Genomic DNA, 24,477 nt, shown 5'->3' with positions numbered 1-24,477 from the left:
CCATCAACACCACGATTCATTCTCAACCATGACTCCTCTAACTCGTTTCCCTTCCGCTCTCTTTTCCGCATTGTTGCTTGCCTGCAGCGGTTCAGCCTTGCAGGCCGCTGATGTCGTCCCCAAGGGCTACAACACCACCATTCCTGAGGATGTATTGACGCCTGACAGGGTGCAGACACGGATCGGTACGTTCAACTATTTCGATGGTTTCCCCGACGACGACACCATGGCCAAGGCCCGCCGTCAGGTGGATCTTGGTCGTGGTGTGCAGACCTTCCTGAACTTCATGCCGGCGGCATCGCTCGAAATGCTCTACGTGGGGCACCGTGATGGCTACGGCATGCAGGTGAACCGGGATATCGGTTTGTTTGAAGAGCTGATGAGTTCCAAATCACTCTGGCTAACCGGCAATACCGACACGGTTTACGCCACTGCCTTCCTTGATCTCTCCAAGGGACCCATCGTGGTTGAGGTGCCTGCTGGTACCGGCCCCGGCACAGTGAACGATGCCTTCTTCCGCTTTGTGGTGGATATGGGTGGTCCCGGCCCCGATAAAGGCAAGGGCGGAAAATACCTGATTGTTGGTCCAGGGCAGACAGCTCCTGCCAACACCGAGGGCTATTTCGTTGCCAACACTCCCAGCAAGATCAACTGGTTGATCCTGCGAGGTTTTCTGGATGATCAGGGCAAGACAGACACCGCCAGAAATGCTTTCAAGGGTGGCTTGAAGGTCTATCCCTATTCAGAGCGAGCCAATCCTCCAGCCAATAACTTCAAAAACCTCACGGATTGGGAAACGAACACCATTCATGCCAACAATTTCAAGTTCTATGAGGAGCTTGATGAGGTGATTCAACGCGAGCCTTCTGATCTGTTCTCGCCTGAACTGCTCGGCATGGCATCGTCGATCGGGATTGAGAAAGGCAAGCCTTTCAACCCTTCCCCGGAGCAGAAGGCCCTGCTCACCGAGGCGGTCGCCATTGGTAATGCCACAGCGCGTTCGATTCTGTTCGGACCGAAGGATCCCAAGAATTACATCTACCCCGGCAAGGCCGGTTACTGGCAAACCGGTTTCCCTGGTGGCAGTCACGAATATTTGGTGGATAAGGGTAACGGTGGCCGCGATATGGATGGCCGCACGTTGTTCTTCTATCTGGCCACGGTGAATACACCGGCCATGGCCTTGGAAATTCCGGGTGTGGGTTCCCAGTACGCCTTCAGTTCAAGGGACGGCAGCGGCGCTTATCTCAATGGTTCCAACACCTACAAACTGAATATTCCGGCCAACCCTCCGGCTCAGAAATTCTGGTCGTTTGTGGTCTACGACCCGCAGACCCGCTCGATGCTGCAGACCGGCGAAATGCCCTATCCCAGCAAGAACAACAAGCGTAACGCTGACATGGTGAAGAATGCTGATGGCAGCATTGATCTCTACTTCGGCCCGCAAGCACCTGTCGGAATGGAGGCCAACTGGGTGAAGACTGTTCCAGGCAAGGGATGGTTCGGCATCTTCCGTCTCTACGGACCCGGGCAGGAGTGGTTTGACCGCACCTGGAAACTCGGGGATATCGAAAAGGTCTGACCAAGTTTCAACCTCACACGCGGGCTGATTAGTTTCCGGCGGGTGACTTCCGTCCGAAATCATTCAGGCAGACCATTGACTGATTTTTTGAATCGTGAACATGAAGACCGTTGATGTTGTTGTGATCGGTGGTGGCTTTGCCGGCGTCACCGCTGCCCGGGACCTGCAGAAGCGTGGATTCAAGGTGCTGGTGCTCGAGGCTCGCGATCGCTTAGGTGGTCGCACCTGGAGCACCGATCGCAATGGATTCCATGTGGAGCTGGGTGGCACCTGGATTCACTGGACCCAACCCTTTGTATGGGCTGAAAAGGAACGCTACGGCTTCGAGATTCAGGAGACTCCAGGGTGCGTTGCCGAGAGGGTGGCGATCAAGGTGGATGGTCAGGTTCAGGAGTTGCGTGAGGACCAACTCGGAGAGTTTGTCTCAGGTTTTGAGCAGTTCTTTGCTGAAGCTCAACAGGTCTGGGAACGTCCCTATGACTCGCATTACAACTGGCCCGCGATCGAGCAACGCGATTCCCTGAGTGTGGCCGATCGTCTCGCTTCTCTGGATCTCACGCCATTACAGCGCACCAGTATTGGTGGCTTTCTCGAGATTTTGTCGATGAATCAGCCGCAGAATGCCTCCTATCTGGAGATGATGCGCTGTTGGTCGCTCACGGGGTGGGATTATTCCCTGTTCAATGACTCAGCAGCCCGCTACAAACTCAAGCGCGGCACCGGCGCTCTGGTGCAAGCGATGGCCAGTGATGGTGGCTTTGATGTGATGCTGGACACCAGCGTGACATCCATTCAGCAAACGGCCAACGGCGTGACGGTGACGACAGCAGCTGGTGAGCAGGTGAGTGCCAAGCGAGCAGTGGTCACCGTGCCTCTGAATGTGCTTCACAGCGTGGCATTTGATCCTCCCCTGAAACCGGTGAAAGTGGAGGCCTCAAAACTCAAGCATGTGGGTGGTGGAGCCAAGGTGTTTTTTGAGGTTGAGGGAGACCCTGGTGCAGTGATGACTCTGGCCACGTCGACTGACTCTGCGCTGATCGGCAGCTTCACCTATCAGCGCGGTGATCAGCGTTCTGTGTTGGCCGGTTTCAGTTTGGAGCCGGATGCACTGGAACGATCTGTCGCGGATTGGCAACTGGTTCTTGAGGAGTTTGTGCCTGGTATTCGCCTGCTGTCGACCTTCGGACATGACTGGGGAGGCGATGCTCTCTCCCAGGGGAGTTGGTGCACGTACCGCCCCGGCACCTTTGTACGCTTCGCTGATGAACTACCAAAGCCAGACAACAACCTGTTCTTTGCCTCTGGTGATCATGGCGAGGGATGGCGCGGCTTCATCGAAGGAGCCATTTCCAGCGGATCCAAAACCGCAGTGGCCGTGGCGGCAAGCCTCAACCCCTGAAGCCTCCAATCTCTTCAGTAACGCTGATCAATCAAATAGCCAGCGCAGGCCTAGGTTAACTCCGCTCTGATAGGAGCTGTAGCCATTATTTTCTCTACCTCCTTCAAAATAAGCAATTCCAAAGTATTTATAGGAAAGCGAAATTTGCGCAGAATTTCCAAGTGCATAAGCAATTCCTGCTTGAGCTGTTCCACTTAGATCCTCACTGCCACTGAGTCCAAATCCGCCTGCATCGAGATAAGCGAAAGCCTGCCAATCTTCGCTGATTGCGTAAGTGCCAAACATTCCCAGCATTGGCTGTACCCAAGTGTTGCCCCAGCTCACATTTGAAGATTTCTCAAGTTCTCTGGAGTTTGATCGATTAACTTTAACCCCTTCAACAGTGACATCTGTCTTGCCTTTGATATTGAAGTCTGTCGATAGACTTGCATCAATGAATCTTGCACCCACTAAGCCGAGGAAGCTTGTGCTACCTTTTTTCATGCGTGGTTTTTGAATTGCACCAGCTCGGTATCGCATCGCAAGATCAAAAATTGTTTGACTGGCATCAACATCAACGTCTAAATCACCTTGAACGCGAATAGTGCGTTTTCGAAGTGGTGAAGCAATGCCTAGCTTGTCTCGTAACGGGTTTTGCGTTTCTAAAAAGGATGATCTTGAGGTGGATGAAGATATGGTTGCATAATTGATTGCAGCTAAAACACCTAATCGACCGTATTCAAATTGTGCTTTTAAAGTCAATGCCTCATCGATTGACTTGATTACATCCGATAGGGGAAGGTCTACTTTTGTGGTGTTGCCATCAATTGTTGATGTGCTGCGTGTTATCGGAGGTAAGAAAGCGTAAAGGTCGAGATAAACGCGCCAGCTGTCTTCTTCGTCTTCTTCCTCTTCGCTTGCCGAAGCACTTTCGTTGGATTGGCTCAAGACCAAGGGTTCCATTACGCCCGTAGCGTCGGAATCATTCCCTTCGCTGATCTCATTGTTCAGAGGTTGTTCATCAGCTTGATTGGTTGAATCACTTTCGCTGCCATCTTTGGATTGATGGCTGGTTTCAATCAACGAGGCGACATTGGAGTCGCTGGAGTGAATCTCGCGAGAATCATTCTGAGGTTGTGCCACGGCCTCGACGCAAAGGGCGCTCAGTGGTGTGAGGAGTGCGAGGGGCAGATAGCGGACCACAAGGAAAATGGAGATTGGGCGAACCGTAGGAGCGGGATTGAAGTCGTGCAGCTGGATCTGATCCCAATCGTGCGAAGTTTTTTGCGGCAGCCTTGGCCTAATTGCTGATTGGTATTAAAGAACTCTTGTTTTTCATTACTTTTGATGGGACCGCTTTTTCGTCGAAGTCTTCGCTTCATCGGGTTGTTGAGCTTCGCGGCCCTTCTGGTCCCTTCAGCTGCTGAAGCTCAGGAACAGCCTCGGTTCCTGATTGATGAGACGGTTGAATTTGATTTCACCCCGCTGGTGTTGGGTGAGCTTGAAGTCGCACAGGCCCCATCCGACTCACAAGAACCCGGCACGGATAATCAGCCGGTCACGGTGACTCCTGGGGAATCCGCTTCTGCTGAGGATGCCTCATTGGCCAAGGCGGCACAGAATCCGATTGCCAGTTTGATCAGCCTGCCCATTCAATGGAACAGCACCCCTAATAGCCAATGGGCTCCCAATGTGCTTGATCCGCGTGCCAAGCACAATCAGACTCAGAATGTTGTGAATGTGCAGCCCGTCGTTCCCTTCAAGGTGAGCGATGGTCTGACATTGGTGACTCGAACGATTGTTCCTTTCATCTCTCAGCCCTGGGCACGCGGAACCAATATCCAGGCCATGGGTGATATCAATCCTTCGGTCTTTTTTGTGCCGACTCTGAAAGGTAATTTCACTGTCGGGGTGGGTCCAACGCTGATTATCCCCTCGGCGACCGACTCCAGGTTGGCATCGGGGCGTTGGAGTGCAGGTCCTACAGGTGTCTTGGTTTACAGCAAAGGGAAAGTTGTTGCGGGCGGTTTGATCAATAATGTTTGGTCATTTGCGGGAGGAGGTAAAAACGATGTCAATAAGATGTTGATTCAGCCTTTTCTGAATTACAACTTGCCGAAGGGCTGGTATCTCACCAGTTCACCAATTATTACCGCCAATTGGATGAATGAAGATAACAAAGGCTGGATGGTTCCTATTGGTGCTGGCGTTGGACGTGTTTTTAAGCTTGGAACTCAGCCTATCAATACTTCGCTCAGTGCTTATTATAATCTTGTCAAACCTGAGATTGCTGGTGAAACTCTCGCCGGAGACTGGACATTCCGGCTTCAGGCGCAATTCCTATTCCCAACTGGCGGTTGAATTATTCTGAACATTTGATTGTTTTAGCACTTGGCATCTTGTTGGAGTCAGTCCGACTCAATCAAGATGCTTTTTTTGAATAGGATTCAAGTCTGCTCACAAATTGTGATCTTTGCTGCTCTCTGTTCTTTGTCTCAATACCCTGATTTCATTGATTGACTGACATGACTGACATGACTGACATGACTGACATGACTGACCAGCGCGATCAGATGATTACGATTCCTGCAGGTGAATATGCGATTGGATCTGATTCTTTTTATCCAGAAGAGGCCCCAGTTCGTTCAATCGAGATCCGTTCATTCTTGATCGATGCAGCTCCTGTGACCAACGCCGAGTTTGCGCGTTTCGTGTCGGACACCGGTTACGTTACCGTCTCGGAAAAGCCACCCGATCCGGTGCTGTATCCGAATCTTCCGCCGGATCAGCAGAATCCGGAATCGGCAGTGTTCATTCCGCCCCCAGCATCGGTGGATCGCAATCAACCGATGTCGTGGTGGGCCTTGATTGAAGGAGCCGATTGGCGCCATCCCCAGGGCCCTGACACAGGTATTGACGACCTGATGGATCACCCTGTGGTGCATCTCGCCTACGTTGATGCGCTGGCCTATGCCCAGTGGGCTGGCAAACGGTTGCCCACTGCTGAAGAGTGGGAGGTTGCTGCCAGAGGTGGTCTGGTGCAGCAGAACTACTCCTGGGGTGAAGAGATGATGCCGGATGGTCAGTGGCTGGCCAATGTCTGGCAGGGTCCGTTCCCCTGGACGAATGAACAGACTGATGGATGGTTCTGGACGTCGCCTGTGGGCTCATTCCCCCCCAACGGCTACGGACTGGTCGACATGTGCGGCAATGTATGGGAATGGACTTCCACACTGTTCCCAGTACCCAAGGGTGAACAGGAGAGGCGAATCATCAAAGGTGGGTCCTTTCTCTGTGCCGAGAACTATTGCCATCGCTTTAGGCCGGCGGCATTGATGGGGCAGACCACCGATACGGCCACTTGTCATATGGGTTTCCGATGTGCAACCGATTTAGCCTGAGGAATTGGCCAGCTGGTCGCGAATCATCATTACTCCCAGAACCACGTGAATAAGGGCACCTGCCCACACCGCTGCTCCACCCGAGAGGGCCTGTGAGCCCAGGATGATGAGAAGCACTGCGGCGCTGCAGTTGTAAACCAGCAGTCCGCGTCTTGCTGGTATCGGACAGGGGGATCCCCAGCAGGCCACGCCCAGCCCGATCAGTGCCAGGCCGTACAAACGTGTCAGTTGTTCGCCAGCGTCGCTTGCTGGCGAGCTGAACAGCTGTTGCATCACTATCGCTGGCAGCAACAGGAGAGTGACTCCCGTGAACAATTCAATCGCACTGGCCAGGCGGTAGAGCGTGGAGCGAAAGGGCAAGGCGTCTTCCTCAGCCAATGATCTGCAGGAAAGCTAGGCAAGCATCGTTCTGCCAGCCGCAGATGGCTGAAAGTCTGTGGCATCAGCGATTTCGCTCGGTCTGATGGTCCCAATTGTGCAGATCTGTGCTGCTGCTGATTCTCGATCCCATACCCGCAGCTAACAGAGGGTGTTGAGGCTGTTGCCATGTTCTTGTTGTGAATCACGCCTCTGTAGAGGCTCCTCAAGGCGTCAGAGCCCGCTGAGTTGAATGCGAGTCATTTATTGGGCTGTACGCCTGTTCACTTCTTCATTCGCTTTTTCAGCATGCTTGATCAAGTCAAAGTGTCCAAGCTGATCCGCCACCTAGCTGTGGGTAGTGGATTGCTGTTGCTCTCAAGCCTTTCCACCTCCTGTACGGATCAGAAGCAGGCCTTGGGTGGAAACCTAGATCGGACCAATTTGCCGATTGCCGAGCCAAAGCCTGAAAAGGTCACAAAGGCTCTCCCTTCTGAGGTTCCATTGCCTCCACAGTTTGAGGTGACGGCACCAAAGGATGCCCCCAATGTGGTGATCATCCTTCTCGATGATGTGGGTTTTGCCGCACCCTCCGCCTTTGGCGGTGCGGTGAACATGCCGACGGCGGAAAAGCTGGCTGATAATGGCCTGCGCTACAACAAATTTCACACCACAGCTCTCTGTGCGCCGACCCGGGCAGCTTTGAAATCCGGACGCAATCACCACAAGGTCAATATGGGTTCGATCCCAGAGATCGCAACTGGTTACGCGGGTAATTCCACTGTGGTGCCGGATTATGCCCAGCCGGTTGCTGAGATTCTCCGATTGAACGGCTACAACACCGGTGCCTTCGGCAAGTGGCATGAAACGCCGGGTCGGGAGACCACGGCAGCCGGCCCCCAGACCCGTTGGCCAACGCGGCAGGGATTCGAGAAGTTCTACGGCTTTGTTGGGGCGGAAGACAACATGTGGGATCCAACGATCCACGATGGTGTCACCGTTGTGGATGCACCTAAGAAAGAGGGGTATCACTTCACTGCAGACATGACCGATCAGGCGATCGGTTGGATGCGTCAGCAGAAATCGATCAAACCGGATAAACCATTTTTCATCTATTACTCATCCGCCGGTTCTCACTCCCCTCACCATGTGAGCAAGGAATGGATTGCCAAATACAAAGGTAAGTTCGACGAAGGCTGGGATGTTTTGCGCAAGCGCAATCTTCAGAATCAGATCAAGGCAGGGATTGTTCCTGAAGGCACTCAGATGGCCAAGGCGCCAGACAGTATTCCTAAATGGGACAGCCTCACGCCACAACAGCAGAAAATCTATGCACGTCAGGCTGAAGTTTTTGCTGCCTTTACTGAGTATTCAGATTATGAAGCTGGCCGTTTGATCCAGGCGATCGATGATCTTGGCGAGCTTGATAACACCTTGGTGATTTACATCACTGGTGATAATGGCGCCAGTCCCGAAGGGGATAGAACTGGTCAGTGGAATTGGAATCACTACCTCAATGGCGTTGCAGAAACGCCTGACGAACAGGAGGCCAAGCTTGAGGAGTGGGGTGGTCCTACCACCTATCCCATGTATCACATGGGCTGGGCGATCGCCTTCAATTCACCCTTTGCTCTCTCCAAGCAAGTCGCAGGTGATTTCGGTGGAACACGTAACGGCACGGTGATTCATTGGCCGAAACGCATCCAACAGGGTGGTGGTCTACGCACACAGTTCTCGCATGTAAATGATGTGGCTCCAACAATCCTTGAGGCGGCCAATCTGCCGATGCCTAAGACAATCAATGGCGTTACTCAGATTCCCATGCAAGGAACCAGTCTGATGTATACCTTTGATGCTCCAGATGCCAAAGAAAAGCATGATACGCAGTATTTTGAGATTATTGGTAATCGAGGCATCTATCACAACGGCTGGATGGCGCGGACAACAGTGATGTATCCATGGATGGCGCCGGAAAGAATGAATCCGGTTGCAGACGATTCTGGTTGGCAGCTTTATGACACCACCAAGGATTTCAGCCTCTCGAATGATCTCGCCGATCAGGAGCCTGAACGCCTTATTGCCATGAAGAAGAAGTTCATGGAAGAGGCCATCGCAAATCAGGTGTTGCCGCTAGACGATCGTCTGCTCGAGCGTCTCGTGCCCTCTGTTGCTGGTCGTCCGACACTTTTGGGTGATCGGACGTCGATGGATTTGTATCCCTATGCCTGGAACATGGTCGAGGATTCGATCCTCAATGTGAAGAACACCTCCAGCAGCATTACGGCTCAGTTGGATGTGAAGCCTGGCCAGAAGGAGAGTGGCGTGATCTTCTCCCAGGGCGGTCGCTTTGGCGGCTGGTCTCTCTATGTAGAGAACAACGTGCCTGCTTACACCTACAACTACATGGGTAAGCTTTACACCTTCACTAGTAATGAGCCATTGCCAGTTGGTCAGTCTGAACTTCGCTTTGAGATCGACTACGACGGTGGTGGTGTTGGCAAAGGTGCCGATGTGCGGATGAAGATCAACGATAAAGTTGTTGCCCTTGGTCGCCTTGATCAGACCATCGCCTCTCGATTCTCCATTGATGAAGGTGCTGATGTTGGTCTTGACCGCGGCTCGGCTGTCACGGTCAAGAATATTGGTCCCCAGCGTTACAGCGCCTATGGCGGACAGATTGACAAGGTCACCCTTGAGATCTATCCCAAGGAGACTGATGCCAAGAAGAGCTGATTGAGTCGATCATCAGCTGTTGGATGGTGATGTTGCTCAGGGGAGCAATATCACCATTTTTTATGCGTTGCGAGTGGATGAATTGTGATTTGCAGTGTTGCCTTGTTGAAGCCTAGATGCAACTCCTCCTGGAGAGGAGAAGATCTCCGATGACGGCTCAGCGTAGGGTTGGAGCTGTCGAGACTACTGCATCCCTCTCTGTTTGATTTGGTGAACAGTGAGGATAGAAGCCTGCATGAGTTTGAATCCTTTGTTGAGTCTGGGACTTATAAAAAAGAGCAGACCTCTTGAAGAGATCTGCCCCGGTTGATGAAATTGAGCTAATGAGTTCTCGATCAGGTTGTCTTGAGATTTTTCGTTTTGATCATGTAGACCGGACCTTACTTATTTGAGATAGTCCACCTTCATAGTGTGGATCGTGCCGTTGAACTTGAACGGTGCACGCTCTCGATAGTCCATGGAAACCGGAGAGCCGAGAGCCTGACCAACGTCAAGGCAGTCATTCGCCGTCAAAATCAGAGCTGCCGGTCTCGGCACCATGCCATCGATCACTTGCGTGCCATTAAGGGAGCACTTGATTGACAGCGGACCCCTTGGATTGTCGTCGGTGTGCTGGGTGATGATTTCCAGTGTGTGTTGACCGGCTGGCAGCGGCTGAGCAGAACGCAGCTTGGTGCGTTCAATGATGAACAGGTTGTACTCATAGATGAGCACCCCTTGATCCATATACAAGGTGAGACCACCTGAATTGGCACCGAGTTTGTAAAGCACACCACTGGCATTCTCAGGAATTTCGATGTCGAGGGCGACCCTGTTGTCGAGGGAGCCGAGTCGTGGTGCGCAGGGTTCTGGAATTCTGGTGATCGTGCCTGGGAACTTCCAGGATGTTGCATCGGGTGCAACCTTCAATTCCGGATGGAACACGAGGGTCCAGAGGCCGCCGCCGACTGGCAGGTTCTTGTATTTGGCCGATTCCACTAGGAACTGATTCTTCATCGCCTGCAGTTTCTCTGGATGCTGATCGGCGAGGTTATTGGCCTGGCTCCAATCCTCCTCAATGTTGTATAGCTCCCACTCGTCGGTGTCGGGGGACCAGGTGAAGATGTCGGGGTCAAAGCCCTTCACCCAGGGCAGGCGAGGTCCAACGGCGCCTGCCATCCAGCCTTCGTGATAGATGGACCGTGATCCAAAGATGTCGAAGAACTGGGTTGTCAGTTGACCCGGTGCATCAGGGGCATTGAGGGCGTAGGCAAAGCTGGTGCCGTGAATGGGATCCTGCGTGACGCCATTCACCATCTTGGGTGGCGTGATTCCCACCAGCTCGTAGATCGTTGGCACCAGATCGCAGACATGGTGGAACTGGGCACGAGGTTTGGGATCCGGCTTGATGCCCTTGGGCCACTTGAGCATCATGGGATTGCGGGTGCCGCCCAGGTAAGACCCCATCAGCTTCAGCCCTTGATAGGGCGTGCTGCCCGCCCAGGCCCAGCCTGCGTGGTACATGTTGTCGACCAACGCGGAGCCAAGGGCATCGAGACCTCCCAGCTCGTCGAGCACCTTGATGTGCTCATCGACCTCCGTGGCAATGCCATTTTGAGCAAGCAGCTCTGAGATGGTTCCTTCCTGGCCTTCTCCGGAGGAGCCGTTGTCACCCCAGATGTAGACAACCAGTGTGTTTTCTTCGTATCCGAGCCGTTCAATCTCGGAAAGGATGCGACCAACCTGATGATCTGTGTGTTCGGCAAAGCCAGCCAGCACTTCCATCAAACGCGACTGGAAAGGCTTCTGGTGATCGGGGATGGAGTCCCACCCCGCCAGGCGGGGGTGACGGGGTGTGAGCTGGGCGTTCTCGGGAATCCAGCCCTTGGCCTTGGCGTTCTTGAAGGCGCGTTCGCGATAGGCATCCCAGCCATCGTCGAATTTGCCTTTGTACTTATCGGCCCATTCATTGTTCACATGGTGAGGACCATGCAGGGCTCCGGATGCCCAGTACATGTAAAAGGGCTTCTCGGGACGCAGAGCGTTATGGGTCTGCAGCCAGTTGATGGCGTCATCGGCCAGGTCTTCACTGATGTGATATCCCTCCTCCGGTGATTTCGGTGGCATCACCACCGTGGTGTTGCGCACCAGATGGGGCTCGTACTGGGAGCATTCGCCGGCGAGGAAGCCGTAGAAGTATTCAAAGCCGAGTCCGGTCGGCCAGTTTTCAAAGGGACCGGCGGCAGAGGTCTCTGTGGCTGGAGTGTTGTGCCATTTGCCCCATGCAGCGGTGGCGTAGCCATAGTTGCGCAGAACGTCGGCCTGCAGGGCGCAGCTTTCGGGAATCCGGCCTGAGTAACCGTCCCAGTCGTTGGCGAATTCACAGATCTGTCCATTGCCCACAAAGGTGTGGTTGCGACCGCAAAGCAGCGAAGCACGTGTCGGAGAACACATCGCTGTGGTGTGGAAGCGGTTGAAGCCAACGCCGCCGTCTTTGACCGCCTGCAGGTTGGGTGTGTGAATATCCCCTCCCAGACAATCCGGTAGCGCTGGACCGGCGTCGTCGATCAGCACCACAAGAATGTTGGGTGCATCATCTGGAAGATATTTTGGATCGGGCAGCGGGCTGTACGTCGAGTCCTGCATCGTTGTACTAGCTTTGCTTCCCGACGGTTTGGCGGGGAAGGGCAGGATCGACCCGTCGACTTGTTGGCTTGTTGTCATGAATGAGAGGGCTGTGGTGTCAGTGCCATCCCTCTTTTGGTAGCCGTCTGCTCTGGTCAAGCCAAGTGTTGCTGATCAGCTGCTTCCTTTTGCTGATGCAATGTTTCAGCGATCGGTTCCCTTGGCATTTCATGGTTTCGCTGTGCAGGGGCATAGAACGACGCTGTCTGTATCGAAAGGCTTTTAACAACATCCAGTTCTTCATCAAGTATGTCTCAAAGATCCCGGCAGCATCATGGTCTTGATGGCTGGTGGTGGTATCAATGCGGTTGATTGCGTTGGTAATTTTTCAAGCGATGGCTGATCCAGCCAGGCCCAACCAGGCCGAGAATGATGATGGTGAGTGTTGTGGTGAGACGACTGGAGAGAGTTCTTGCTTCTTCCAGTCCGTTGAACACGAACGCAATGGCGACCAGAACTCCGAAGACTCCTGTGAACGTTCCACTGAGGGACCTGAGCAGGTCGCCGATCGAGCGGCCCTCAACAGCATCAGGGTCGATGCCGACATAGCGACCGGCCAGAACACCTGTGATGCCCAGAATGACGATCAGAGCCAGTCGCTCCCAGGGTGAGTAGGCAGATCCAGCTTCACCGGCCCGCTGCATCACATACACCATCGAGGATGCTGTTCCGAGGAAGCTGCCGGAGCAAAGCCCGATGCTGCCCCACCACTGCGCTGGTGTTTTCAGGCGATTGCGCAGCCTGCTCAGCAGGATCAAGAAGATGCAGCTGATCGTGACATCTGCGAGCAGCGGCAGACTCAGATTAATGGCGTAGCCAATCCCGGCGCCGAGCAGCAATGCAGCCATATCTGCTCCCTTGCGAGGGTTCTGTTTCAGCAGCAGCTTCGGATCTGATGGGGTTTTCATGGATTCGCTCTAAGCGTCTCCTGTGATCTGTTCCTGGCTTGCATTGGCCTGGCGCCATTTCATGAACGGTGCTGTACCAACTGCCGTTACGACGACGTACCCCACCACGGCCGCTTTGAGGTCAATCGCGTTAGGAGCCATGCCTTGAATGATGAGCAGGGCAAGACCTGGATTACGCATAGAAACCACCAAAGGAAGTGTGCTGCGTTCGTCGTGGTCGTCGCCTGCAACGACATATCCCAGCCCGATGCCGACCCAGGTGAGGATGAACATCAGCAAGGCTCCTCTGAGGTTGCCGATCAACATCGGCGTCACCTTCGGCAATGCCACGATCAGGATCAGGGCCAGCAGCACCAGCAAGAGGATGCTTGCTCCTTTCTGAATCACCGGATTCCAGCGTTCAGACCATTCCGCACACCAGCGCCGCAATGACACGCCCACAAGCAGCGGAATCAGTTGCACGGTGAAGACCTGGAAGGCGACGTCCTTGGCGGAGACGCTCCAGATGGTCTCCCCCGCTTCCAATGGCAGCTGAGTCACCCACAGCGGTACAGTGACAATGGCGGCACAGGCTGACCAGAACTGCAATCTTGTGGCCAGTTGAGGGTTTTCCGCCAGCTTCCTGCTTTTCAGAGCGATCATTGGCGCGCTGGGACAGATTGTCATCAGCATCACCGCTGTTGTGATGGCAGGAGATAGACCTTGTCCGAGTGGGGTCCGCAGCAGCAGCAAAGCCGCCAGTGGCAGGACCACGCAGGTTGCCAGTAACACGCGCGCGATCAGTGCTGGCCTGTGTTTCAGCAAGTCGAACTGCAGGCTGGGCAGATTCAGACCCAGAGACACCATGATGAAAAACAGGGCCAGTGAGATCAGCAGTGACATGGCAAGAGAGAGAGATTTGACAGTGATGCGGGAGAGGTCATGGGATCAGATAAATCCGGACAGCAGTAAGAGAAATGCAATTACCCCGATCACCAGTACAGCTGTTGCTGTGGCAATCGAAAGCGATGGCTCGTCCCGGTAGAGGTACGGGTCATTGCGCAAGCGCACCAGTTCACGTTTGTGTTGCCTCATGGCAATCAGCAACGTGAAAATGCCAACCCCGATGAATCCCATCGACATCAGCTGCACGCCGACGTCGTTACCGGTGTTGGTTTCGCCTCCTGTATCGCGGATGGCGCTGATGATTTTGTCGAGACCGAATCCAAAACTGATCAGAGCCAGAGCTGTTCGGATCCAGGCCAGCGTTGTGCGCTCAGCCGCGGCGCGATTTCGGGTTTTGGCCAGCTCCGTATTGGTATTGCTCATCCGTGTGGGAAGGGCTGACCGCTGTCGACAGGGTAGAAATCGCCGTGATTGACGTCATCCTGAACTGCTCCCGATTGTGCTGGATTGCAGCGTTTTGCTATTCACCAACTGGTGATCGTTGTCTTTGCCATTCACAATCACCGCAAACTACGAGCAATCATTGATGGAGTGGGCTGAACATCTGCTGACGCATTCAGCCGAAGCATTGCGCTTGATTCTTGAGTGCCTTTCGGTGCTTTCTGTTGCGGTTGGCTTGATTGCGGTATTCAGTCGCGGTGGGCCATTACGTCTGCGGGCGATTCCACCGCATCTCATGCAGCGGGGACCGCTGACCGCAGCGCGCCTGACCTTCGGTGGATGGGTGGCTCTGGCTCTGGAGTTTCAGCTTGGCGCCGATGTGGTGCAGACCACCATCAGCCGTGAAGCATCGGCATTGATTCAGCTGGGTGCAGTGGCACTGGTGCGTACATTTTTGAATTACTTTTTGAGCCTGGAGCTCAAAGAAAAAGAGCAGACTCCGTGATGAAGTCTGCTCCCTGCCATTGTTGACCAGTTTGATCGATCGTGACTGGCTGTCTTAGTCGGTGTAGTCCACGTTCATCTGATGGATGGTGCCGTTGAACTTGAACGGAGCACGCTTGCGGTAGTCCATGGAAACCGCCGAGCCCAGTGATTGGCCCACATCAAGACAGTCGTTGGCGGTAAACAGCAACGCAGCCACTCGGGGCACAATGCCGTCGATCACCTGTGTGCCATTGAGGGATGCCTTGATGGAAATGGCGCCCCTTGGATTGTCGTCGGTGTGCTGGGTGATGATCTCCAGTTTGTGGCGACCGGTTGGCAGCGGCTGAGCAGAACGCAGCTTGGTGCGTTCAATGATGAACAGGTTGTACTCATAGATGAGCACTCCCTGATCCATGTAAAGGGTGAGACCACCTGAATTGGCACCGAATTCGTAGAGCACACCAGTGGCGTTTTCTACAATCTCAAGATCGAGGACGACCTTGTTGTTGAGGCAACCAAGCCGAGGTGCACAGGGTTCTGGAATTCTGGTGATGTTGCCTGGAAGTTCCCAGGACTTGGCATCGGGTGCAACCTTCAGTTCCGGGTGGAAGATGACGGTCCAGAGTCCTCCGCCGATGGGAAGATTCTTGTATTTGGCCGATTCCACCAGGAACTGATTCTTCATCGCCTGCAGCTTCTCGGGATGCTGATCGGCGAGGTTATTGGCCTGGCTCCAGTCCTCCTCGAGGTTGTAAAGCTCCCACTCGTCAGTATTCGGCGACCAGGTGAGGATGTCGGGGTCGACGCCTTTCACCCAGGGCAGGCGAGGACCAACGGCGCCAGCCATCCAGCCTTCGTGATAGATGGACCGTGATCCAAAGATGTCGAAGAACTGGGTCTTCAGTTCACCCGGTGCATCTGGTGCATTGAAGGCGTAGGCAAAGCTGGTGCCGTGAATGGGATCCTGCGTGACACCGTTCACCATTTTGGGTGGCGTGATTCCCACCAGCTCGTAGATCGTTGGCACCAGATCGTTGCAGTGGTGGAACTGAGCACGAGGCTTGGGATCCGGCTTGATGCCCTTGGGCCACTTGACCATCATGGGATTACGGGTGCCACCGAAGTAAGACCCCATCAATTTCATGCCTTGATAAGGCGTGCTGCCCGCCCAGGCCCAGCCTGCGTGGTACATGTTGTCGACCAGATCGGAGCCAAGGGCATCGAGACCTCCCAGGTCGTCGAGCACCTTGATGTGCTCATCGATCTCCGTGGCCACGGAGTTCTGCGCAAGCAGCTCTGAGATGGTGCCATCCTGACCTTCTCCGGAGGAGCCGTTGTCTCCCCAGATGTAGACAACCAGGGTGTTCTCCTCATATCCGAGTCGTTCAATCTCGGAAAGGATCCGACCAACCTGATGATCCGTGTGTTCGGCAAAGCCAGCCAGCACTTCCATCAAACGCGACTGGAAGGGTTTCTGATGATCGGGGATGGAGTCCCAAGCTGCTAAGCGGGGGTGGCGTGGCGTGAGCTGGGCGTTCTCGGGAATCCAGCCTTTGGCTTTGGCATTTTTGAAAGCCTTCTCGCGATAGGCATCCCAACCCTCGTCGAACTTGCCCTTGTACTTATCAGCCCACTCCTTGTTCACATGGTGAGGACCATGCAGGGCGCCGGATGCCCAGTACATGTAGAAGGGTGCGTCCGGGCGGAGAGCTTTGTGGGTCTGCAGCCAGGTGATGGCGTCATCGGCCAGGTCTTCACTGACGTGGTATTGCTTGCCCTCTTGTTTCGGAGGCAATACGACTGTGGTGTTGCGCACCAGATGGGGCTCGTACTGGGAGCATTCGCCGGCGAGGAAGCCGTAGAAGTATTCAAAGCCGAGTCCGGTTGGCCAGTTTTCGAAAGGACCTGCAGCCGTGGTTTCCGTCGAAGGTGTGTTGTGCCACTTGCCCCATGCTCCGGTTGCGTAGCCATAGTTGCGCAGAACGTCGGCCTGTAGAGCACAGCTTTCAGGAATCCGGCCTGAGTAACCATCCCAGTCGTTGGCTAATTCACAGATCTGGCCGTTACCCACGAAGGTGTGGTTGCGACCGGTCATCAACGAAGAGCGTGTCGGAGAACACATCGCTGTGGTGTGGAAGCGATTGAAGCCAACGCCACCGTCTTTGACCGCCTGAAGCGTGGGCGTGTGGATCTCGCCGCCAAGGCATTCCGGCATTGCTGGACCGGCGTCGTCGATCAGCACCACAAGAATGTTGGGTGCATCGTCTGGAAGGTACCTGGGATCGGGGAGTGGGCTGTACGTCGAGTCCTGCATCGTCGTGCCAGCTTTGCTTCCCGACGGTTTGGCGGGGAAGGGCAGAATCGACCCGTCGACTTTTTGGCTTGTTGTCATGAATGAGAGGGCGGTGGTGTCAATACCATCCCTCCGTTGTTAGCCGCCTTGCCTGGTGCTGCCGCTAACTGCGTTGCCAGGTGTGCACGAACGGGATCTGAAACAATTGCTACCGGCTCGAGGATTTAAGCCAGGTTTCACTTGGGCTTTCGGCAAAAACTTGTTGGTATGCCTTGGCGAAATGACCTCGACTTTGAAAACCGTAGTGCTGAGCAATCTCTGAGATCGTTCGAAATTTTTGATCTGCGCGTGCATCTGGTGAACGCAGAATCCAGTTCACTTGCTCGAGTCGCACCCGTTTCATCATCTCCATCGGACCCATGCCGAGTGATTCTTTAGTACCTTGGATTAATGTACGCCTTGATGCGAAGAGAGAGTCGCTGATCTGGTCAAGGTTGTAGTCTTGATCTGTGTTCCTGAAGCCCCAGGAAACAAATTCTCTGACTAGCCGTTGTCTTGGTGACGGCGCATAGGATAGAAATTTAGCGTTTGTTTTGCTGGAAATTGCTTCTAAAAATGAATTGTAAAGATGATTTGTTGTATGCCTGCGCTGCTGAGGTGTGAGTGGCTGGTGTTCAAGAAAATGTTGAAACTTTTTACGGAACTGGGCATGTAGTATGGGATCAATTTGTAATGCATTATTTGTTTCCAATTGTTCGATAATATCTTCGGAGTCGTGATGGCTTAGAAATGCGTTGAAGCGACTGGTTGACAGAATTGCCAGATAAATTGTGGTATTGGCTGAAAGTTGAAAATGCGATTCGATTTGCCCTTGGCGAAAGCCATTAAGTGAATATCGTGCGAGCGGAATATTGAAAAGTCGACATTCTTCGACCAAGCCTGTGGCTTCAAGGCAGAAGCTCATGCAGTCAGGGCCCCTCTCTCCATTCAGCAGCAAGTGCTGATTGGTTTGCAGCTCGATCAAAACAATGCTGCCTAGGTTGGCGAGCCTGAAGCGCCCCTGCAGCCGACCCTGGCTGAGTTGAACCGCGTCAAAACTTTTGCCAATCAGCTTGAACAGCTGTTTGAGCTCGCTGGCGGAGTGAAAGGGCAAATCCATGCTCTGCTGAGGCTGAGAGCCTCCAGGCTGTTGGCTTTTGCCTCCAGTGCTGGCAACGCTTGTAAACACGGATTTGCACAAGACAACAACAATTTATACCTTTTTCAATGGTTAAACTGAAATTAGTGAACGTTCGTGTATGACCGATGCGTCGCGGCGTTGATCGACAAGTGGCCGGAGGCTTTATCACGCCCCGCACGTTGGCTGCAGCTCTGGCAATGACCCGACCTGCGCCAAATCGATTGTTTCTAGGTCTGCAGCTCGGCCTGGGCGGATTGCTGTTGCAGCCGTTCGCCTGGTTGCAGTCTGTGTTTTGGGGCCGTGCCCTGAAGCGTCTTGAATTACCTGATGATCCGGTCATCGTGATCGGTCACTGGCGCAGCGGTACCACTTATCTCCATCAGCTGATGGCTGCAGATTCTGGTGCAGCCACTGCCAGGAACGCTCTCACGGTGGCTCCGCAGGTGTCTTTGCTGCTGAAGCCGTGGATCATCACTGTTCTCAATCGCCTGATGACGGCAACACGTCCGATCGATGCTGTGCCCTGGAGTGCTCTGGATCCTCAGGAGGACGAAATCGGACTGGCTCGTCTCACTCTTGACACCAACATGGCTGGAGTGGCATTTCCTCAGGATTACCTCAGGCATTTTCATCGCTGTGTCCTCTCAACCACCCGAGACTTTCAGCGACAGCTTTTGCACTTTGTTCGTCTTACCTGGGCCCATGATGGGGAGGGTAAGCGACATTTATTGATTAAAAATCCAACCCACACAGCGCGGGTGACCTTGTTGTTGGATTTGTTCCCGAAAGCACGTTTTGTTTTGATGAAACGAGAGCCTGTGGATGCAGTCCGGTCTTTGACGTTGGTGAAGCAGAAACTTGCCGATCTGATCGGTCTGCAGCCGGCACCGGATCAGCAGCGGCAGGTCGAGGAAACGGCGATGGCTCATCGTTTGTTGCTGGAAGCCTTTGAAGCCGCCCGTCCACAGATTCCCGCTGGTCAGCTGGTGGAGGTGAATTACGACGAATTGGTGGACTCGCCGATGAACACTGTTGAAAGGATCTACCGCGAGCTTTCCATCGAGGGCTGGGATCAGGCTTGTGATGCTGTGCAAGCCAGGGTCGAACGTGCACAGACCTACAACCCTTCTCAGGTTCTATTGGAGCCCAAGGCGGAGAAGCGTCTGCAGGAGCTGATGGCACCTACAAACGCTTTAACCACCGACTAGCCCTTACTGGCCAAAGGCCACCTGACAGGCGGCATTGAGCAGCTGGGCTTCGTTGCCGTTGTTAGGCGTTCCACCGTTGATGGTTCCTTGCCGGCAATCGGCATAGAACCTCGCTGTGGAGTCGCCGTCATCGGCCTCGAACGTCACGGTGTCGCCCGTGGCGGTGACGCTGGGGTAGTAGAGGGAGTACTCCGAGTCGGGTACAACGATGTAACTCACCTCGTTGCTCTGGGCAGTGTTGACCAGGCTGTTGATCACACCGAAGGTGGCCATGCTTGCCACGCCCCAGGCCGCTGCCCGGCCTGGGTACCAGCCCCAGTTGTTGTAGTAGGAACCGCCGTACCAACCGCTGTTCCAGGGGCGGTTGTTGTACCAGTTGTTGCCGCTGTACCAACCGTTGCCGTAGCGATCCCAATTGTTGATCGCCTTGCGCCGATTGTCTGATCGTGTGTTGAACCGATCGTTGCGATTGTTCTGACGTGTGTTGAAGCGGTCGTTGCGATTGTTCTGGCGGTTGGAGCTGTTGTTGCGTACCTGGTTCTGGCGGTTGCTCCTGGTGTTCTGCCTGTTGCTTTGGCGGTTGGAGCTGTTGTTGCGCACCTGGTTCTGGCGGTTGCCCCTGGTGCTCTGGCGATTGCCCTGGCGGTTCGCGCTGTTGGTGCGTGCCTGACCTTGGCGATTGCTCCGCGTGGTTTGTCTGGTGCCCTGACGACTGCTCGAACGGTTGCCAGATCTGCTGCCTGAGCGACTGCCGCTGTAGTTGCTGAATCCAGTGCGGCCTCCACTTCTGGAGCTGCTGCGTGAGCCGCGTGAACTGCTTCTGGAGCTGCTTCGAGAGCCTCCCCGTGATCCGCCCCGTGATCCGCCGCGTGATCCGCCCCGTGAGCCACCGCCACCGCCGCGGCGCTGGGCCAGCTGGATATTTTCACTTGTACCTGTGGTGGCTGCTGAATCAGTGCCGATGGCTGCTAGTCCAGCTGCTGGTTGGAGTGCCAGAACCAGACCCAGCAGGCCGGCGAGACGACGCCTAGAGGATCGGCGAGTGTTAATTGTCATTGTCTGATGGCATCCTTCAGTCGATCACAGCCGTTGTCGAAACAAGCCACATCCACGCGGCCATTGGCAGCGAAGACCATTCCCACCTTGGTGCGGCCCTGCATGGCATCACCGCTGCCGACCAGTACGTCGGCGAGATATTTGGGATTTTTGACACAGAAGGCGTTGTTGTTGAAACAGAGCTCCTCAGTTCTGAAATCGATTGTGGCGTTCTTCACCGATCTCCAAGGTGTCGTGTCGCTGGCTCGGCCTTCAATACGCACGTACGGATCGTCGATCACGCGATAACTCACGGTCTTGGATCCAAATTGGTGAACGTATTCAGTGGTGTCGTCGACATTGGATGCCACGACATTGCAGGAGTAGGTTTGACCTGCGCTTCTGCAGGTGGTTTCCAGGGTGTAAAGCTCCTGGGCCACCGCTGCGGATGCGCTGAGGCTGCCGAGCAAGACCGTCAGGCCCGTCAGCACCCTGCAGCGAAAGAAGCTGTGCATGGGTGTAGGGGGTCGCGGAGGATTGCAATCCTCCATTTCGACACCATGACCATGAATGGCTCACCAGACCGTGGTTCTGCCTGATCGGGATCAGCTCGGCTTTTCAGAGGTACCTTGGCGCTAATGATTCTTCCTTCTGTTGTGCCTCGCCCCGTCGTTGTTGCGTTGGTGCTGTCGCTGTCGTGTGCCGGTTCTGTTCATGCCTTGGAGGACTGCAGTCTGATCAAGAGGCTGATGAACACACTCGGTGCCTCAATGGCCCGCAATCGGATGTTGATCGCGGCCTCGCAACAGACCGGAGAAAACAAGGCCCAGGCCGAGCAAGCGAGTGAATTGCTTTCGCGTCAGACCCGCAACTACAGGGATTTGAGGGAGGATTATGAACGCAACCGGTGTGCTCGTGACTGGGAATGATGCACAGGCCGAGCGCCGTCAGCGCCTGCATGAGCTTCTGCTTGCACTGATCGCTCGCCAGGACGACTTTGAGTTGATGGATGCCGACGGCCCCTCCGGATTCGCCAGTTCAGGCGCTGGTGAAGGCCCAGCGGAAGCAGCACGCTGGTTGGACCGCAACCGGCGGGTGTTGCAGCACTATCAATCACTGGTGCGCACGGCAGTGACGTTGGATGCCCTGTTGGACGCCGAGCAGGTTCTGCCCTCCAGGGAGATCTGAGCCATCTGCGCAGACCCATTAGAACAGTGCCATCTGCTGACAAGGATGCGGGGTGGCAACGGCTGGGATGAGCGTTGATCCAACCGCATTCACCATTGCCATACCGGGATGTTTTTTCTGGCATTGAGCACAGACCGTTCAGGTCTGGCAGGCTGGGGCGACTTTCCGCCTTTCCATGGCTCCGCTTGGACTGACTGCTTTGCGTTCGCTGCTGCGCCGCAGGTCCCGTCCTAAATCCTGGAGTGCACCACAAGCCAGCTGGAGCAGGCCCTTCGGATTGAACTGGGATAAGCCCTATACGGTTCGTTATGCCAGCAACCTTGATGACGGCCCCAATCACGGAACGCCCCTGGGTGGCTTTGGGGCTGGCTGCATCGGCCGTGCTCCCGATGGCAATTTCAATCTCTGGCATCTCGATGGCGGTGAGCACTGGTTCGGCGTGCTGCCCGACTGTCAGTTCGCTTTGTTTGAAGACAACGGCACTAACAAACGCTCCCATGCCCTGGCGGTGAAGCCGCAGGCGGATGCCTCCCGACCTGACGCGTCCGATTTCCTTCAGTCATGGGATTGGTATCCCGCCAGCACGCAGGAGTGCAGCACCGGAACCTACGCGGCCCGCTATCCGCTCAGCTGGATGAACTACGACGGCGTTTATGACGCCGATGTGCATTGTGAGGCCTTCAGCCCGATTCTCCCTGGCGACTATCAGCGCACCAGTTATCCGGTCGCGGTGTTTGTTTGGACTCTGAGCAACCCCACCAAGAATCCTCTTGATCTCTCGCTGTTGCTGAGCTGGCGCAACACCGGTGGTTGGTTCACCAACACCGACGCCTCTGCTGAAGTGCATTTCCGCGATGACGGAAGCCCGGAGCACAACTACGCCCCGGCGATCGGTCGAACCGAGGGGCAACGCAACCGTTATGTGGATGAAGGCAAGCTGCGGGGAGTGCTGCTTGAGAGCAACGTCTCCGCACCGATTGCTGAAGGCGAAGGGCAATGGTGCATTGCAACAGCTGAGCAACCAGGCGTGAGCATTCAACGCTGCAGCCGCTGGAACCCTGCGGGTGATGGCAGTGAGCTGTGGAACAGCTTCAGCGATGACGGCTCGATCCCCAACAGCAACAATGATCGGCATAGTGGCAGCGATGATCCACTCAGTGCCGCCCTGGCAGTGCGCTGTCAGCTGGCTCCCGGGGAGAGTATCGAGATCCCTGTGGTGATCAGCTGGGATTTACCGATCACGGCCTTTGCTACCGGCAGTAAAGCCCTGCGTCGTTACACCGATTTCTTTGGCCCTGGTGGCAACCAGGCCGCGGCGATTGCCACCGAAGCACTGCGCGACTGGAAGCAGTGGAGGGCTCAGATCGACGCCTGGCAGCAGCCGGTGCTGCAGCGCAATCAGCTGCCGGAGCCGTTGCGCATGGCGCTGTTCAATGAGCTCTACGACCTTTGCAGTGGTGGCAGTCTCTGGAGTGCGGCATCGCCTGAGGATCCCCACGGTCGTTTCGGCGTACTTGAGTGCCTCGACTACGCCTGGTACGAAAGCCTGGATGTACGTCTGTACGGATCCCTTGCCTTGCTGCAGCTTTGGCCGGAGCTGGATAAGTCGGTGTTGCGCAGCTTCGCGCGGGCCATCCCTGCGGCGGATGCCACCCAACGACCGATCGGTTGGTATTTCACCCAGGGCAAGGGCCGGGTGGAAGCTGATCGCAAGGTGAAGGGCGCAACCCCGCATGATCTCGGTGCGCCCAACGAGCAGCCCTGGGATGCCACCAACTACACCGCCTATCAAGACTGCAACCTTTGGAAGGATCTCGGCAGCGATTTCGTGCTGCAGGTGTGGCGCACCTACAAGCTGGCCCCCAGCGGTGAGGATCTGAGTTTTCTGGCGGAGTGCTGGCCAGCTGCCGTTGAAGCGCTCCGCTATTTGAAAACCTTTGATGGGAATGACGACGGCCTTCCGGATAACGGCGGAGCGCCGGATCAGACCTTCGACGACTGGCCCCTGAAAGGTGTGAGTGCCTACTGCGGTGCCCTCTGGATCGCTGCTCTGGAGGCGGCGTTGGCGATCGCCCAGACGCTGCAGCTCAAAACCGGACTGGAGACCTCCGCTGAGCAGCATGAGTTCGGCTGCTGGCTTGAGCAATCGCGCAGCAATTTCGACAAGCTGCTCTGGAACGGCGAGTTTTATGACATCGATGCCGAAAGTGGCACGCCGGTGGTGATGGCCGATCAGCTTTGCGGTGATTTCTATGCCCGCCTGCTTGGTCTGGAGCCTGTGGTGAGTGAAGCCAACAGCCGCAGCACGCTCAAGGCGGTGAAAGAAGCCTGTTTTGACAAGTTCGAAGGCGGAACGCTGGGTGTGGCCAATGGCCTGCGCCGTGATGGCACGCCACTGGATCCGAAGGGCACCCATCCTCTGGAGGTATGGACCGGCATTAACTTCGGCATCGCCAGCTATTTCCAGCTGATGGGCGAAGGGCCAACAGCGGAAGCGATTTGCTCAGCGGTGGTGAATCAGGTGTATTCAGGCGGACTGCAGTTCCGCACACCGGAAGCGATCACAGCAGTGAACACCTTCCGTGCCTGCCATTATCTTAGAGCCATGGCGATCTGGGGGCTATGGGCAACGCAGACGGACTGGCAGGTGATTCCAGGGGCTCAGCGCGGTTGAGTGTTTGAACAGCATCAAAATATTGCTTGCAGAAATTGATGGATCAGAGCAATGAATGCGTCGG

At 55.0% G+C, this 24,477-nt stretch carries 20 protein-coding genes; 10 read left to right on the top strand and 10 right to left on the bottom strand.

What is annotated here, in order from left to right:
- Positions 1-28: 28 nt before the first annotated feature.
- Both SIB58_RS10625 and SIB58_RS10620 read left to right on the top strand, forming a co-directional pair.
- Positions 29-1,582 (top strand): DUF1254 domain-containing protein, encoded by a 1,554-nt coding sequence (locus SIB58_RS10625; protein WP_067325940.1) that lies wholly within the window; start codon positions 29-31, stop codon positions 1,580-1,582.
- A 100-nt stretch (positions 1,583-1,682) separates the two neighbouring features.
- Positions 1,683-2,981, top strand: a complete 1,299-nt coding sequence (locus SIB58_RS10620; RefSeq protein WP_067325937.1) for a flavin monoamine oxidase family protein — start codon at positions 1,683-1,685, stop codon at positions 2,979-2,981.
- Between the two features lie 27 nt (positions 2,982-3,008).
- Here SIB58_RS10620 and SIB58_RS10615 read toward each other — a convergent pair whose 3' ends face one another.
- A complete protein-coding gene (locus SIB58_RS10615) occupies positions 3,009-4,103 on the bottom strand; it encodes a hypothetical protein (protein ID WP_231857044.1) in 1,095 nt (364 codons plus the stop codon).
- 204 nt (positions 4,104-4,307) lie between these two features.
- Here SIB58_RS10615 and SIB58_RS10610 point away from each other — a divergent pair, with 204 nt between their 5' ends.
- Both SIB58_RS10610 and SIB58_RS10605 read left to right on the top strand, forming a co-directional pair.
- Positions 4,308-5,321: a neuromedin U gene (locus SIB58_RS10610; protein ID WP_067325934.1), complete on the top strand. Its 1,014-nt coding sequence runs from the start codon at positions 4,308-4,310 to the stop codon at positions 5,319-5,321.
- 164 nt (positions 5,322-5,485) lie between these two features.
- Positions 5,486-6,361, top strand: a complete 876-nt coding sequence (locus SIB58_RS10605) for a formylglycine-generating enzyme family protein (RefSeq protein ID WP_414494653.1) — start codon at positions 5,486-5,488, stop codon at positions 6,359-6,361.
- Here the strand turns inward: SIB58_RS10605 and SIB58_RS10600 are convergent.
- Positions 6,353-6,739, bottom strand: coding sequence for a hypothetical protein (locus tag SIB58_RS10600; protein WP_231857045.1), 387 nt, complete (start codon positions 6,737-6,739; stop codon positions 6,353-6,355). The genes SIB58_RS10605 and SIB58_RS10600 overlap by 9 nt on opposite strands.
- A gap of 306 nt (positions 6,740-7,045) precedes the next feature.
- On the opposite strand from SIB58_RS10600, the gene SIB58_RS10595 reads away from it, so the two are divergent.
- The gene (locus SIB58_RS10595; RefSeq protein WP_231857046.1) at positions 7,046-9,451 is read left to right on the top strand and encodes an arylsulfatase; all 2,406 of its coding nucleotides are present in this window, start codon (positions 7,046-7,048) and stop codon (positions 9,449-9,451) included.
- Between the two features lie 384 nt (positions 9,452-9,835).
- Here the strand turns inward: SIB58_RS10595 and SIB58_RS10590 are convergent, their stop codons facing one another.
- From SIB58_RS10590 to SIB58_RS10575, 4 genes are all read right to left on the bottom strand, one after another.
- Complete coding sequence (locus SIB58_RS10590) at positions 9,836-12,154, bottom strand: sulfatase-like hydrolase/transferase (protein WP_067326056.1); 2,319 nt, start codon at positions 12,152-12,154, stop codon at positions 9,836-9,838.
- Between the two features lie 260 nt (positions 12,155-12,414).
- The gene (locus tag SIB58_RS10585; RefSeq protein ID WP_066907014.1) at positions 12,415-13,023 is read right to left on the bottom strand and encodes a hypothetical protein; all 609 of its coding nucleotides are present in this window, start codon (positions 13,021-13,023) and stop codon (positions 12,415-12,417) included.
- A 9-nt stretch (positions 13,024-13,032) separates the two neighbouring features.
- Positions 13,033-13,905: a bile acid:sodium symporter family protein gene (locus SIB58_RS10580; protein WP_066907019.1), complete on the bottom strand. Its 873-nt coding sequence runs from the start codon at positions 13,903-13,905 to the stop codon at positions 13,033-13,035.
- Between the two features lie 45 nt (positions 13,906-13,950).
- Complete coding sequence (locus tag SIB58_RS10575) at positions 13,951-14,331, bottom strand: YidH family protein (protein ID WP_066907021.1); 381 nt, start codon at positions 14,329-14,331, stop codon at positions 13,951-13,953.
- 163 nt (positions 14,332-14,494) lie between these two features.
- Here SIB58_RS10575 and SIB58_RS10570 point away from each other — a divergent pair, with 163 nt between their 5' ends.
- The gene (locus SIB58_RS10570; protein WP_066907215.1) at positions 14,495-14,854 is read left to right on the top strand and encodes a DUF1622 domain-containing protein; all 360 of its coding nucleotides are present in this window, start codon (positions 14,495-14,497) and stop codon (positions 14,852-14,854) included.
- A gap of 54 nt (positions 14,855-14,908) precedes the next feature.
- Here the strand turns inward: SIB58_RS10570 and SIB58_RS10565 are convergent, their stop codons facing one another.
- Positions 14,909-17,227, bottom strand: coding sequence for a sulfatase-like hydrolase/transferase (locus SIB58_RS10565; RefSeq protein WP_066907023.1), 2,319 nt, complete (start codon positions 17,225-17,227; stop codon positions 14,909-14,911).
- Positions 17,228-17,336: 109 nt separating this feature from the next.
- Entirely contained in the window at positions 17,337-18,287 is a 951-nt protein-coding gene (locus SIB58_RS10560; RefSeq protein ID WP_066907026.1) for a helix-turn-helix domain-containing protein, read from the bottom strand.
- A gap of 146 nt (positions 18,288-18,433) precedes the next feature.
- Here SIB58_RS10560 and SIB58_RS10555 point away from each other — a divergent pair, with 146 nt between their 5' ends.
- On the top strand, positions 18,434-19,516 hold the full coding sequence (locus SIB58_RS10555; RefSeq protein ID WP_066907029.1) for a sulfotransferase family protein: 1,083 nt from the start codon (positions 18,434-18,436) through the stop codon (positions 19,514-19,516).
- A 3-nt stretch (positions 19,517-19,519) separates the two neighbouring features.
- Here the strand turns inward: SIB58_RS10555 and SIB58_RS10550 are convergent, their stop codons facing one another.
- Both SIB58_RS10550 and SIB58_RS10545 read right to left on the bottom strand, forming a co-directional pair.
- Positions 19,520-20,572 carry a hypothetical protein gene (locus SIB58_RS10550; protein WP_066907032.1) on the bottom strand — a complete coding sequence of 351 codons (1,053 nt, stop codon included), beginning with the start codon at positions 20,570-20,572 and terminating at the stop codon, positions 19,520-19,522.
- Entirely contained in the window at positions 20,569-21,102 is a 534-nt protein-coding gene (locus SIB58_RS10545; protein WP_414494652.1) for a hypothetical protein, read from the bottom strand. The genes SIB58_RS10550 and SIB58_RS10545 overlap by 4 nt, the downstream gene beginning before the upstream one ends.
- A 105-nt stretch (positions 21,103-21,207) precedes the next feature.
- Between SIB58_RS10545 and SIB58_RS10540 the strand changes: the two genes are divergently transcribed.
- The 3 genes from SIB58_RS10540 to SIB58_RS10530 all read left to right on the top strand — a co-directional run bounded on the left by SIB58_RS10540 (position 21,208) and on the right by SIB58_RS10530 (position 24,413).
- The gene (locus SIB58_RS10540) at positions 21,208-21,480 is read left to right on the top strand and encodes a hypothetical protein (protein WP_197461527.1); all 273 of its coding nucleotides are present in this window, start codon (positions 21,208-21,210) and stop codon (positions 21,478-21,480) included.
- Positions 21,446-21,739, top strand: a complete 294-nt coding sequence (locus SIB58_RS10535; RefSeq protein WP_066907041.1) for a hypothetical protein — start codon at positions 21,446-21,448, stop codon at positions 21,737-21,739. Before SIB58_RS10540 ends, SIB58_RS10535 begins: the two co-directional genes overlap by 35 nt.
- Before the next feature lie 175 nt (positions 21,740-21,914).
- Complete coding sequence (locus SIB58_RS10530; RefSeq protein WP_066907043.1) at positions 21,915-24,413, top strand: GH116 family glycosyl hydrolase; 2,499 nt, start codon at positions 21,915-21,917, stop codon at positions 24,411-24,413.
- Positions 24,414-24,477 lie beyond the last annotated feature (64 nt).

This window comes from Synechococcus sp. MIT S9504 (assembly GCF_047497135.1).
GTDB lineage: Bacteria > Cyanobacteriota > Cyanobacteriia > PCC-6307 > Cyanobiaceae > Synechococcus_C.
Note: the sequence above shows the minus strand (reverse complement) of the source record. Positions and strands in the feature narration are given on the sequence as shown.